The following is a 12,710-nucleotide window of genomic DNA, read 5'->3' as shown; positions in this document are numbered from 1 at the left end:
CGTGGGTGTCTTCGAGCGGGTCGCGCGCCCGGCGATCATGGCTGTCAGCCGGTCGGACGGATTGCGCCGCACAGCGGAGCGCCTGCCCGTCACCCGGCAGGTGGTGCACCGCTTCGTACCCGGTGAGACGGTGGCGCATGCGCTGGACTCCGTTGCGCAGTTGCGGAATTCGGAGCGCCTGGTGTCGATCGACTATCTCGGCGAGGACGTCACCGACGTCGACGCGGCGAACGCCACCGTCGACGCCTACCTGGCATTGCTCGATGCGCTGGACCGTCGCGACGAGCCCGCGGCGGCGGTGCGCCCGCTCGAGGTGTCACTGAAGCTGTCGGCGCTGGGGCAGGCGTTGCCCCGCGACGGCGAGAAGATCGCGCTAGAGAACGCCCACACCATCTGCGAGCGGGCGCAGCGTGCCGGCGCTTGGGTCACCGTCGACGCCGAGGACCACTCGACCACGGACTCGACGCTGTCCATCGTCCGCGACCTGCGCGCCGAGTTCGGTTGGCTGGGCACGGTTTTGCAGGCGTACCTGCGGCGCACCGAGACCGACTGCAGGGAGTTCGCCGCCTCTGGCGCGCGCATTCGGCTGTGCAAGGGCGCGTACGACGAGCCCGCATCGGTGGCGTACCGCGATGGTGACGACGTCACCGCGTCTTATCTCACATGCCTGCGAGTGCTGATGGCGGGCAACGGCTATCCGATGGTCGCCTCACACGATCCTGCGATCATCGAGGCGGTTCCCGCCCTAACGCGCGAGTTCAACAGGGGCGTCGACGATTTCGAATATCAGATGCTGTACGGAATCCGCGACGCCGAGCAGTGCAGGCTGGCCGCCGAGGGCAATCACGTCCGGGTCTATGTGCCGTTCGGCACGCAGTGGTACGGCTACTTCGTGCGGCGACTGGCCGAGCGGCCCGCCAACCTGACCTTCTTTCTGCGTGCCCTGGCCGAACGCCGTCACTGAGCGGGATACGCCGCGACGTTCATGATGACGCTGCCGTCACACGGTCCACCGTCGATATCGGTGCGCCAGACTCCGCGTAGCGTCCCGTCGGCTTGCGGGGTGTAGTACGCGACCGAATGCGCCGGGTTCCACTGCTTCGGCACGCCTTCGCCCAGATAACAGTCCCACTGCCAGTCGTAGACGTGCACCCATCGGATGCCGTCCCACGTGTAGCGGGGCGGTAACGGCAGCGTCGGATTCGCGGGCTTGGGGCCGCCGACGACGGTCGACACGCAGGTGCCCGTCGAACAGTCGGTGGAAAACAGGTACACATCGCTGAAGTCGGGCTCGTGCTGCCGGGCGGCCATGCTCGTGCCGGTCTTCGAGGCCGCGTACCGCAGCAGCGAGAACGTGCCGTTCCAGATCTGGCCCGTGGCATGCGCGTGCGGGGCGGTCACCAGGCTGCCCAGGACGACGGCGACGAACACGGCGGTGAGAGTTCGCCTGGACACGATCGTGACGGTATCCGTGCACGCCCGACGGACGTCGACGGCGCGCCGCGCTAGTCGGTCAAGCAGAACGAGTGGTGCTCGTGGGTGACGACCCAGCGGCCGTCGCGCTTGCGCAGCCCTATCGTCAGCCTCAGCCTGTTGTCGGGGTTGGACTCGAATTCCTCGGGCTTGCCGCACCGCAGCAGCGCCCACGCGAACGCGACATCCTCGCCCGCCGTCACGTCGAGTTCTTCGATGTCGAATGACGCGCCCTGACGCTGAAACTCGAAGAACGGCGGCCAGGAACCCCGGTATTCGTCCATGCCGCGCACACCCCGGTACGGCGGTGGGACATCGAACATCACGATGTCCGAATCGTGGTCTGCCAGCACAGAATCAAGATCGCCCGTATGGACCGCCGCGGCCCAATCGGTGATCAGTTTGCGGATGGTCGCCTCGTCGCTCATACGGGGTAGACCACGGCACGGCTCAGAACTCATCGGAACGGCGGCGTTTGCGACAACAGCAACAGCGCATACGCCGCGATGGACTGGGCGTCGGTGATGTCGCCGTCGCGCATCATCCGCTCCACCTCGGTGCGGGCAAACCATGCGCTGCGCATGTCCTGTTCCTCGTGTTCACGGGCGTGTTCGCCTTCGGTGATACCCGTCGCATGAAACACCAGGCCGCGCTGGCTGCTCATCCCCGGCGCGACGTCGAGCTGCCCGATGATCGTCATCGCCTCGGCGCGCAGCCCCGTCTCCTCACGCAATTCCCGCGCGGCAAGCTCGAACGGCTCGGGATCGGTGTCGTCCTGCACGGTGCCCTGGGGGAACTCCCAGCGCCGCATGCCCAACGGGTAGCGATACTGCTCCACCAGGTGGAGCCGATCGCCCTGCTGCGCGATCACCAGCGCGTACGTCGGTTTGTCGACGACCGCGTAAATGCCGTCGCTGCCGTCGGGCCGACGAATATCGTCTTCGCGCAGCGAGAACCAGTTGTTCCGGTAGATCTGCCGCGAAGCAACTGTCTCGATGAAATCCACGCGCCCAGTATCCTCACGAACGTGCTGCTGTCCTCCTTGAACCCCGCGACAGTGGCGGCAGGCGCCGACATCGGCGACGCCGTGCGCATCGATGGAGCGGTGCTGAGCCGTAGCGACCTGGTCGGCGCCGCGACCTCGGTCGCCGAGCGCGTGGCAGGTGCACACCGTGTCGCCGTGCTCGCGACCCCGACCGCCACGACCGTGCTGGCGGTGACGGGCTGCCTGATCGCCGGGGTGCCCGTGGTCCCGGTGCCCGCCGACGTCGGAATTGCCGAACGTGCACACATCCTCACCGACTCCGGTGCCCAGGCGTGGCTGGGGGAGAAGCCGGCGGACACCGGCGGGCTGCAGCACATACCCGTACGGATGCACGCACGCTCGTGGCACCGCTACGCGGAACCGCACCCCGATGCGACGGCACTGATCATCTACACGTCGGGCACCACGGGTCCGCCCAAGGGGGCGATCGTGAGCCGGCGCGCCGTGGCCGCGGACATCGACGCGCTGGCGCAGGCCTGGCAGTGGACGCCCGAGGACACTTTGGTGCATGGACTGCCGCTGTACCACGTGCACGGGTTGGTGCTCGGTCTGCTCGGTTCGCTGCGCATCGGAAATCGGTTCGTGCACACCGGAAAACCGAAACCCGACCGCTACGCCGCCGCAGGGGGGTCACTGTACTTCGCCATTCCCACCGTGTGGTCGCGGATTGCTGACGACTCCGCGTCGGCGTCGGCGCTCGCGTCCGCTCGCCTGCTGGTCTCCGGCAGCGCACCGCTGCCGGTTCCCGTTTTCGAGCGGCTCGCCGAACTGACGGGACACCGACCCATCGAACGCTACGGGTCCACCGAGTCGCTGATCACGATCAGCACGCGCGCCGACGGTGAGCGCCGGCCTGGGTGGGTCGGCCTGGCGCTGACGGGAATCGAAACGCGGCTACTCGACGAGTCCGGTGCTGCGGTGGCGCATGACGGTGAAACCATTGGACGGCTTCATCTTCGGGGTGCCACATTGTTCGACGGTTACCTCAATCGTCCCGACGCGACCGCCGAGGTGCTGGACACCGACGGCTGGTATCACACGGGCGACGTTGCGGTCGTCGATGCCGACGGTATGCACCGCATCGTCGGCCGCGAGTCGGTCGACCTGATCAAGACCGGCGGTTTTCGGGTGGGTGCCGGGGAGATCGAGACCGCGTTGCTCGGGCACGCCGGCGTGACGGAAGCCGCCGTGGTGGGTGTCCCGGACGACGATCTCGGCCAGCGAATCGTCGCGTTCGTCGTCGGCGATGCGGATCCGCAGACGCTCATCGACTTTGTCGCCCAGGAGCTTTCGGTGCACAAGCGACCGCGGGAGGTGCGGGTCGTCGAAAGCCTCCCGCGCAACGCGATGGGCAAGGTGTTGAAGAAGGAGCTGGCGCAACGAGGGGGAGCCGAGTAATGGGCTTGAAATTCGACGAGATCTGTATCGACGCCCGCGACGCCACAGCTCTGGGTCGCTGGTGGTCACAGGTGCTGGACTGGCCGCATGACGTCGATGAGGACGGCGACGTCGTGCTGCACGCACCTCCCGGTGCCGGAGTGAACTGGATTTTCATCGCGGTTCCCGACGAGAAGGTGGTCAAGAATCGCATTCACCTCGACTTCCGTCCCGACGATCAGCAGGCTGAAGTGGATCGGGTGCTGGCCCTTGGTGCGCGGCGGGTCGACGTCGGGCAGCGGGGCGACGAGAGCTGGGTAGTGCTGGCGGACCCGGAGGGCAACGAATTCTGCATTCTCGCTGCCACAGACGATTGACCGTGCGGGTGTTCCGCGTGTCCGCGGTAGTGGGCGCGCTGCTGCTGGCTTCGTGTGCGACGGCGCACGCGCAACCGCCGCCACCGCCGCCGCCCGGCGACACCGGCGGATCGCTCGACATCGGAACGGGAGCGATCGACACCTTCGGCGGCTGGCTGCCCGACGGAGTCACGTTGAGCCCCTTCGACGTGGCCAACCCCATCGTCGGACTGCTGGACCCCGCACTGCTGTCCGCGATTCAGGAAGCCACGCGCCAAGCCGCGACCGAGAACGTCGACATCCGTATCAATTCGGGTTGGCGCACAAGGGGATTCCAGCAGCGCTTGTTCGATGACGGGGTGCGCACCTACGGGAGCGTCGACGTGGCACGGCAGTTCGTCGCGTCGCCGGACACGTCCAAACATGTCGAGGGCAGGGCCGTCGACATCACCCCGGTGGAAGCCGACAGATGGTTGATCGCCAACGGCAGGCCGTTCGGCCTGTGCCAGATCTATGCCAATGAGATCTGGCATTTCGAACTGGCAACCGATGACCAGGGCCGCTGCCCGCCGCTGAAACCGAACGCGACGGGCTGAGGAGATTTGACGCGCTCAGTTGGCGTGCAGGGCCTCGTTCAGCGTGATGCCGGTGCCGTCCCGTTTGACCACCTCTACGGCTCCGGTCACCGAATTGCGCCGGAACAGCAGATTGTTGGCACCCGAGAGTTCGCGCGCCTTGACCGTCTGGCCGTCGGCGGTCTGCACCTTGGTGCCCGCGGTGACGTAGAGACCGGCCTCGACCACGCAGTCGTCGCCCAGCGAGATACCCAGCCCGGCATTGGCACCGAGCAGGCAGCGCCGGCCCACCGAGATCACCTCGGTCCCGCCACCCGACAGCGTCCCCATGATCGACGCGCCGCCGCCGACGTCGGAGCCGTCCCCGACGACCACGCCCGCCGAGATGCGGCCCTCCACCATCGAATTGCCCAGGGTCCCCGCATTGAAGTTGACGAAGCCCTCGTGCATCACCGTGGTGCCGGAGGCCAGGTGCGCGCCAAGGCGCACACGGTCGGCGTCGGCCACGCGCACTCCCGACGGCAGCACGTAGTCCACCATTCGGGGGAACTTGTCGACGCCGTAGACGGTCACCGGGCTGCGTCGGCGCAGTCGCGCCCGCACGATCTCGAAGCCTTCGACCGCGCACGGTCCGTGATTGGTCCACACCACATTGGTCAGCAGACCGAAGAAGCCGTCGGCGTTCAGTCCGTGCGGCGGCACCAGCCGGTGGGACAACAGGTGCAACCGCAGATACACGTCGTAGGCGTCGGTGGCCTTGTCCTCCAGTGACGAGATGGTGGTGCGGACGGCCACGATCTCGACGCCACGGTCCTCGTCGGGGCCGGTCAGTACGCCCAGCTCTTCCGGAATCTCGGCGACCGACAGCCGGGTCGTGCCCGCGGGGCCGTCCGTGCCCGATTCTGGGCCCAGTTCCGGTGCCGGAAACCACGTGTCCAGGACGGTTCCGTCGGCCGCGAGTGTCGCCAGGCCTATACCTGCAGCAGAAGTCACGCCGCTCAGACTAACGTCAGGCAGGTGGCTCTTGATCTGCACGGCGACCCGATCGCCTTGACCGCGGCGCTGGTGGACATCCCCAGCGAATCGCGCAGCGAGCGACGCATCGCCGACGAGATCGAGGCCGCCCTGCGCGAGCAGACGACCGGATTCGAGATCGTGCGCAACGCCGACGCGGTGCTCGCCCGCACCAACCTGGGCCGGCCGTCGCGCGTGCTGCTCGCCGGACACATCGACACCGTTCCCGCCGCCGACAACTTGCCCAGCCGGATGGCCGACGGCGAACTGCACGGCTGTGGCACGTCGGACATGAAATCCGGGGACGCCGTCTTCCTGCACCTGGCCGCGACGGTCACCGAGCCCCAGCACGACATCACGCTCGTGATGTACGACTGCGAGGAGATCGAGGCGGCGGCCAACGGTCTCGGCCGCATCGAACGCGAGCTGCCCGAGTGGTTGCAGGCCGACGTGGCCATCCTCGGCGAGCCTTCCGGCGGGTACATCGAGGCCGGCTGCCAGGGCACGCTGCGCGTCGTCATCAGAGCCGCGGGCACCCGTGCGCACTCGGCGCGATCCTGGTTGGGCGACAACGCAATCCACAAGCTCGGCGCCGTGCTGGACCGGCTTTCGGCGTATCAGGCGCGCAACGTCGACATCGACGGCTGCACGTATCGCGAGGGGTTGTCGGCGGTGCGCATCGACGGCGGGATCGCGGGCAACGTGATTCCCGATGCCTCCTCGGTGACGGTCAACTTCCGGTTCGCCCCGGACCGCAGCGTCGCCGACGCCACCGCGCATGTGCACGAGGTGTTCGACGGGCTCGATGTCGAGATCGAGCTGACCGACTCGGCCAGCGGTGCCCTGCCGGGCCTCAGCGCACCCGCCGCCGCGGCGCTGGTGGATGCCGCCGGGGGACAGGTGCGGGCGAAGTACGGCTGGACCGACGTCGCACGGTTCGCGGCGCTCGGCATCCCCGCCGTCAACTACGGGCCCGGTGATCCGAACCTTGCCCACCGGGTCGACGAGCGCGTCGACACCGCAGCCATCACCGCGGCCACCGACACGCTGCGGAGATATTTAATCGGTTGACCGCGTCCGTACGCTGGAAGCGTGCGGTGAGACAACGACTCCGGCAATCCGATTTCAGTCGTTTCAGTTACGAGAGATCTCTCGCATGTCTTCCATCACTTGTTCTGCTTTGTCATTCGCGTTCGCAGACGGCACCCCGCTGTTCACGGATCTGACGTTCACCCTCGGCGAGGGCCGCACCGGCCTGGTCGCCCCCAACGGCGCGGGTAAGAGCACGCTGCTGCAGCTGATCGTCGGCGATCGCAAACCCACCGGCGGTTCGATCAGCGTCGACGGCTCCGTCGCCTATCTGCCGCAGACGCTGCCATTCACTACGGACAAGACCGTCGCCGAAGTGCTGGGCATAGCGCACGTCATCGACGCACTCAACGCGTTGGCCGACGGTGACGCCGGCGACGACGTGTTCGCCGCGATCGGCGACGACTGGGATGTCGAGGAACGCGGCCGCGTCCAGCTCGACCGGCTCGGCCTTGGCCACCTCGAGCTCGACCGGCGGCTGGGCTCGCTGTCCGGCGGCGAGGTCGTCTCCCTCGGGCTGGCCGCGCAACTGCTCGCACAACCCGACGTCCTGCTGCTCGACGAGCCGACCAACAACCTCGACGTCGACGCCCGGCACAAGTTGTACGACGCGCTCGACGACTTCACCGGCTGTCTGCTGCTGGTCAGCCACGACCGCGTGCTGCTCGACCGCATGGACCGCATCGCCGAGCTGCACCGCGGGAGCCGCCCCGGCGGCGACATCGAACACGGCGAAATGCTTTTCTACGGCGGCAATTTCACGATGTACGAAGAAGCGGTCAGCGAGGCGCAGCGGGTCGCCGAGGGCAACATCCGCAACGCCGAACAACACCTCAGGCGCGAGAAGCGCGAAATGCAGCAGTCGCGCGAGCGCGCGGCGAAGCGGTCGTCCACGGCCGCGCGCAACATCAAGGATGCCGGGCTGCCGAAGATCGTCGCGGGCGCGATGAAGCGCAGAGCGCAGGAGTCCGCAGGCCGGATCGACGGGGTGAACGCGGCGCGTGTCGCCGACGCCAAGAACCGTCTCGACGAGGCGGAACGCGCACTGCGCGATGACGACGTGCTGGTGCTGGAGCTTCCCGAGACGAACGTTCCCGCTGGGCGCATGGTCGTGCGGGCCGAAGGCCTGACCGCGCACCGCGGCGGCCGGGCGCTGGTCACCGATGCCGATCTGACCATCCGCGGCCCTGAACGCATCGCGCTCACCGGGCCCAACGGCGCGGGCAAGTCGACGCTGCTGCGCATCATCGCCGGAGCCGCCCCGGCGGCGACATCAGATTCAGGGGAAGCGGCGCCCGACTCCGGAACCGTCGCCCGTGCCGACGGCCGCGTGGCGTATCTGTCTCAGCGACTCGACCTGCTCAGCCCCGACGCCACCGTCGCGCAAAGCCTCGCCGCGTACGCGCCCAGCCTTTCCGAAACCCGGCGGATGCACCTGCTGGCCCGGTTCCTGTTTCGCGGCAACCGCATCCACCTGCCGGTCTCGGCGCTCTCGGGCGGCGAACTGTTGCGCGCGACGCTGGCATGCGTGCTCTACGCCGAACCGGCGCCGCAGCTGCTATTGCTCGACGAGCCGACCAACAATCTCGACCTGGTCAGCGTCGGGCAGCTGGAATCGGCGTTGAACGCCTATCAGGGGGCATTCGTGGTGGTCAGCCACGACGAGCGGTTCCTGGCGGAGATCGGTGTCCAGCGCACCTTGCGGCTATCGCTCGGACGGTTGCACTCGGATTAGTCCGCGCTGATCGCCGATCTCGACGGACAGAATTTGTGGACCGGCAGCTACCGCGGGCGCGGTAAATTTGGTCCCTATGGCGATCGAGCCCGATACGAGCCCGTACGGGGGTCAGACAGTGACCGGCCCGGGCTGGCCGAACGTCGACGAGGAGATGCTGGCGGCGACGGCCGCCAAGTTCGAGGCGCTTGCCGCGAAGATCAGCGGCACAGTGGTCCCTCAGCAGCAGGGGCAGCTGATGAAGCTCACCGATGTGTGGGAAGGCTCGGGATCGATGGCCGCCGCGGGCGAGGCGACCACGATCATCGGCGGTCACGAAGCCAACGCCGCGCACGCCACCGCGATCGCGGTCAAGCTGCGCGCCATGGAGGCTTCGGTCGTCAAGACGAAACTCCTGGCCAACACCATCGCGCAGGAGACGCAGGCCGAAGCTGAAGCGATCGCCGCGATGCCTCTCCCCAACGCTGCCGAGCTGGCCCGCAGCCGGGTCATGATGGGTCTTTCGCAGAACATGGCCAACGTGACCACCAATACGACCGAGCTCGCCAACACCCTTGGCGTGCCGCCCAGCCTCCCACTGCCCGGCGCACCGACGGTGCCCGGCGCGAAGGAGGCGCAGGACTCCACCGAGGAGGCCGCCAAACAGGCCGGTGGCGGCTCTGACCAGGCGATGCAGATGCTCAGCCAGCTGGGGTCGATGGCGGGTCAGCTCCCGCAGATGCTGATGCAGTTACCCCAGCAGATGATGCAGCCGTTGCAGCAGCTGTCCCAACCGCTGCAGCAGCTGACGTCGATGTTCGGGCAGGGTGGTAAATCGGATTCGATGGGCGCGGCGGGGCTGCCGTTCTCGGCTTTCTCCAATCACCCGCTGGCGGGCGGCGGCGGTGCGGGCGGCGGCTCCGGCATGGTGCGCGCGGCATCGCTGCCCGGCTCGGGCGGTGTGCCGTCGCAGACGCCGTTGATGGCGAACCTCGTTGGCAATGCCAAGCCGGTGTCCACCGCCCCGCCAGAGGGCGCGCTGGCAGGCGCCGGTGCGGTCGGCGGTGTGGCGCCGATGGCCGCGGGCGCCGGGATGGGCGGCATGGGCCCGATGATGGGCGGTATGCGCGGCGAAAGCGGCGGCACGTCGCCGGGCCTCGCGGTCCCCGCACCGCTCGATCACGATCTGGACGAGGACGACGTTGACGATGACTGGTGATAGGGGAGGACTGTGTCGCTTGGCCCACTGAAGAAACCGGAGGGCATCAGCTGGAACGCGGCTTCCGTCGAATTACCCGAGATACCAATGCTTCCGCCGGGTCCGGACGCGATGAGTGCGACGATCTCCGCCGTGCTTCCCACGCTGGCCGCCCAGTTGACAGCCAATGTCGCGGCGCTGCAGGCGAAGGAGCACACGTACTCCGGAAAGGTGGGCGAAGCACAGGTGGCGTACGCGGCGTCCGACGAGTCCGGATCGCAGTCCGTCGGTCAGGTTGTCGGCATGCTGGGCAAGCTCGGCGAGCAAGCGGGCCAGCTGGCCGGGGCGCCCTCGCAGGCGGCCCAGGGTGGGTCCGGCATGTTCGGATCGCTGATCGAACAGGCGATGAAGGCCGCCCAGGGCGGCGGAGGCGGCGAGTCTGGTCAGTCTCCGGTCGGCGGTGCGCCGGTCGGTGCGGCGCTTGCCGGGAGTGCTCCACCACCGGGTGTGCCGGGTCAGCATCCCGGGCAGCCGGGCCGTGACCCGCTCGAAGAGCGGGTGGAACGCCTCGAGGAGCGCGCCGCTCGGGAAGATCGCCCGTACGAACCGCCCGCACCGGAGCAAGAGCACCGCGAGCCGTTGCAACGTGCTGACGACAGCAACCTGGCTTCCGGACCTCGGGAGAGCGCGTCCGGTGCGGGCCCGGCGCCTGTCGCACCACCCGAGCAGCCGCGTCACGCCGCCGAAGAGGATCTGGGCCGCAGGCTCTAGTCGGTTTGGGCGTCGGCTGCCTGTGCGGCGGCGTCGGCGGCCGCGCGGTGCATCCCGATGGCCGTCAATCGCTGTGCCGCCTCGCGCAGGCCCGCCGCGTCGCGGCCGACAAGTGCGCGTGCGTAGCTGAGCGCCAATTGTCCAAGCGCGCAGTCGCATTCAACGCTCGCCCGTGCGATAGCGTCGGCTGCGCGAAGGTCGCCGAGCCGGGCCGCATCGAACTGGGCCCGCAGTACGACCGCCGTCTGTCCGCCACGCTCGGCGCTGCGCGCCGCGTCGCGTGCCGCCGTCACGGCGCCGTGCTTGTCGCCCCGCGCCGACATCGTCCACGCGCGTGCCAGCGCGAGTTCCGGCGCGAACAGCATCGACTTCAAGCGGTGCCGAGATTCCGCGCGTGACAACGCCTTTCCCGCCTCGACCGTCGAGCCCTGCTGGCCGAGTGCCTGCGCCAACAGCATCCACGCCAGCGGGCCCCACGAATAACCTGTCGGCGCCAGGGCCGCCGCAGCCCGGCGCAGCAGCCGAACCGCCGACTCGAGTTCGCCCTTTGCGATCAGCACGTCGGCCACCAGCACCTCGCCGATGGCGCGGCCGGGCTGTTGCAGCTGCGCGAAGTCGGTGAGCTGCTGAGCCAGATCTTGTGCGCTGTCCAGGTCGCCCGCCATCAGCAGCGCCGTCGTCTGGCCGAAGCCACTGGTGAACCGCAGCAGTCCCGGATGCCCGGCGGCGATGGCCCGTTCGGCGAATGTGTCGACGTCGGAGAACCGTCCCATGCGGGCCGAGCTCAACGCCGCGGCCGCCGATGCCCACCCGATCGCGGTGTCGTCGGCCGCCGGGGACTTCAGGACCTCGTCCGCAATCTGCAGTGCCCGGGCCGGACCGCCTGCGTTCATCGCGAACGTCGCCGACAACGCATCCAGGGTGGTTCGGGCGGCGGGCGAGGACACCTTGTTTCGCGTCGACTTCAGGAACGCCGTGGCCTTTTCCGGCTCTGACAGCATCCAGAATTGGTTGGCGGCCAACGGCAACGCCCACGCCATCAACTCGGCTTCGGACAGGGTCGACGGATCCACTTGCGCCAGAACGGAATCAGCGTCGCGGCCGCGACCCTGCCAGGCCAGGGCGTAGGCGAGCGTCAGCCGGGCGGGCAGGGACGCCGCACGTTGCAGCGCGGCCCGTCCGAGACGCTCGGATAGCTCGAGGTCGCCGAGGCGGAGCGCTTCCTGGGCGGCTTTGACCAATTCGGCGGTTGGCTGCGGCCGGTCGGCGTCCAGGGCGAGCACGGCCAGTCGCAGCAGGTCGACCACGTCTCGAGGGGGTGCGGCGCCCAGGCGCTCGACGAGTTCTGTGCGCAGTCGGCGCAGGTCCGGTCCACCCAGTGCGTCGCGCACGGCGTCGACGAACAGCGGATGGGCGGGTCGCACCTGGTCGTCGTCAACAACGATCGCGCCTGCGGCCTCCGCCTCGGCGACGGCTTCGCGGCTCACCAACCCGGAGATTTGAGCCAGCGGGAGCGGATCGTCGACGGCCAGGTATTCCAAGACCCGGTGAGCGGTGGGGGGTAGCGCCGCGACGAATTGCTCGACCAGCGTCGCTACTCTGCTGTCGTCGTGGCCGGCGGGTTGCAGCTCGATTCGGTCGAGCAGGTCATCGTCCCAGAGCGCCGAGACCTCCTCGGCCACAGGTCCGTTGGGCGCAACCGTCACGATGAGCTTGACTGCGCCACTCACGGCCAGCTGATGGACCAGAGCCGCCGACAGCTTGTCCAGCAGGTGGGCGTCGTCCACCACCAACAGGCGGCCGTCGCCGAGTGACTCACGAGCGTTCCGCAACACCTCCGCGGTCTTGCCGGTGTCCGGTACCTCGATGAGGTGGCTGAATGCGGCGAACGGAATGGTGGCGGTGGGCGCGGTCGCAATCACCCAATCCACCCGGTCGAATTCGGTCCCCAGACGCGCAACCGCGGCGCGTGCCAGCGTGCTCTTGCCGACTCCGGCGGGGCCGATGATCACTGTTCCGGCGCGAGTTCCCCAGCCGGCTTCGAGTGTCTGCAGTGCCGGTTCAAGCGGCACGGTTACCCACTCCACTGGCACGGCGG

At 68.4% G+C, this 12,710-nt stretch carries 13 protein-coding genes; 8 read left to right on the top strand and 5 right to left on the bottom strand.

What is annotated here, in order from left to right:
• The first annotated feature begins 1 nt into the window (after nt 1).
• A complete protein-coding gene (locus tag G6N42_RS14360) occupies nt 2-964 on the top strand; it encodes a proline dehydrogenase family protein (protein WP_163730194.1) in 963 nt (320 codons plus the stop codon).
• Here G6N42_RS14360 and G6N42_RS14355 read toward each other — a convergent pair.
• From G6N42_RS14355 to G6N42_RS14345, 3 genes are read right to left on the bottom strand one after another with little or no spacing between them, the layout of a single operon-like run.
• The gene (locus tag G6N42_RS14355) at nt 958-1,458 is read right to left on the bottom strand and encodes an Rv2253 family sensor-like surface protein (protein ID WP_491052780.1); all 501 of its coding nucleotides are present in this window, start codon (nt 1,456-1,458) and stop codon (nt 958-960) included. The genes G6N42_RS14360 and G6N42_RS14355 overlap by 7 nt on opposite strands.
• A gap of 47 nt (nt 1,459-1,505) precedes the next feature.
• Entirely contained in the window at nt 1,506-1,901 is a 396-nt protein-coding gene (locus G6N42_RS14350; protein ID WP_163730193.1) for a YybH family protein, read from the bottom strand.
• 29 nt (nt 1,902-1,930) lie between these two features.
• The gene (locus G6N42_RS14345) at nt 1,931-2,479 is read right to left on the bottom strand and encodes an NUDIX domain-containing protein (protein WP_163730192.1); all 549 of its coding nucleotides are present in this window, start codon (nt 2,477-2,479) and stop codon (nt 1,931-1,933) included.
• Nucleotides 2,480-2,500: 21 nt separating this feature from the next.
• Here G6N42_RS14345 and G6N42_RS14340 point away from each other — a divergent pair, with 21 nt between their 5' ends.
• Genes G6N42_RS14340 through G6N42_RS14330 form a run of 3 tightly spaced genes read left to right on the top strand, consistent with a single transcriptional unit; the run spans nt 2,501 to nt 4,847 of the window.
• Nucleotides 2,501-3,916, top strand: a complete 1,416-nt coding sequence (locus tag G6N42_RS14340; protein ID WP_163730191.1) for an acyl-CoA synthetase — start codon at nt 2,501-2,503, stop codon at nt 3,914-3,916.
• Nucleotides 3,916-4,272, top strand: a complete 357-nt coding sequence (locus G6N42_RS14335) for a VOC family protein (protein ID WP_163730190.1) — start codon at nt 3,916-3,918, stop codon at nt 4,270-4,272. Before G6N42_RS14340 ends, G6N42_RS14335 begins: the two co-directional genes overlap by 1 nt.
• Before the next feature lie 17 nt (nt 4,273-4,289).
• Complete coding sequence (locus tag G6N42_RS14330; protein WP_163730189.1) at nt 4,290-4,847, top strand: M15 family metallopeptidase; 558 nt, start codon at nt 4,290-4,292, stop codon at nt 4,845-4,847.
• A gap of 15 nt (nt 4,848-4,862) precedes the next feature.
• On the opposite strand, the gene dapD is transcribed toward G6N42_RS14330, so the two are convergent.
• Nucleotides 4,863-5,828: a 2,3,4,5-tetrahydropyridine-2,6-dicarboxylate N-succinyltransferase gene (dapD, locus tag G6N42_RS14325; RefSeq protein ID WP_163737509.1), complete on the bottom strand. Its 966-nt coding sequence runs from the start codon at nt 5,826-5,828 to the stop codon at nt 4,863-4,865.
• A 15-nt stretch (nt 5,829-5,843) separates the two neighbouring features.
• Between dapD and dapE the strand changes: the two genes are divergently transcribed.
• The 4 genes from dapE (at nt 5,844) to G6N42_RS14305 (ending at nt 10,612) form a co-directional block, all read left to right on the top strand.
• On the top strand, nt 5,844-6,911 hold the full coding sequence (dapE, locus tag G6N42_RS14320; RefSeq protein WP_163730188.1) for a succinyl-diaminopimelate desuccinylase: 1,068 nt from the start codon (nt 5,844-5,846) through the stop codon (nt 6,909-6,911).
• 85 nt (nt 6,912-6,996) lie between these two features.
• A complete protein-coding gene (locus tag G6N42_RS14315) occupies nt 6,997-8,664 on the top strand; it encodes an ABC-F family ATP-binding cassette domain-containing protein (protein WP_163730187.1) in 1,668 nt (555 codons plus the stop codon).
• A gap of 76 nt (nt 8,665-8,740) precedes the next feature.
• The gene (locus G6N42_RS14310) at nt 8,741-9,862 is read left to right on the top strand and encodes a hypothetical protein (protein WP_163730186.1); all 1,122 of its coding nucleotides are present in this window, start codon (nt 8,741-8,743) and stop codon (nt 9,860-9,862) included.
• 12 nt (nt 9,863-9,874) lie between these two features.
• Nucleotides 9,875-10,612: a hypothetical protein gene (locus tag G6N42_RS14305; protein WP_163730185.1), complete on the top strand. Its 738-nt coding sequence runs from the start codon at nt 9,875-9,877 to the stop codon at nt 10,610-10,612.
• Here G6N42_RS14305 and G6N42_RS14300 read toward each other — a convergent pair.
• Complete coding sequence (locus tag G6N42_RS14300; RefSeq protein WP_163730184.1) at nt 10,609-12,705, bottom strand: ATP-binding protein; 2,097 nt, start codon at nt 12,703-12,705, stop codon at nt 10,609-10,611. The two genes, G6N42_RS14305 and G6N42_RS14300, sit on opposite strands and share 4 nt — an antisense overlap.
• Nucleotides 12,706-12,710 lie beyond the last annotated feature (5 nt).

It is taken from the genome of Mycobacterium gallinarum, assembly GCF_010726765.1.
Taxonomy (GTDB): domain Bacteria; phylum Actinomycetota; class Actinomycetes; order Mycobacteriales; family Mycobacteriaceae; genus Mycobacterium; species Mycobacterium gallinarum.
Note: the sequence above shows the minus strand (reverse complement) of the source record. Positions and strands in the feature narration are given on the sequence as shown.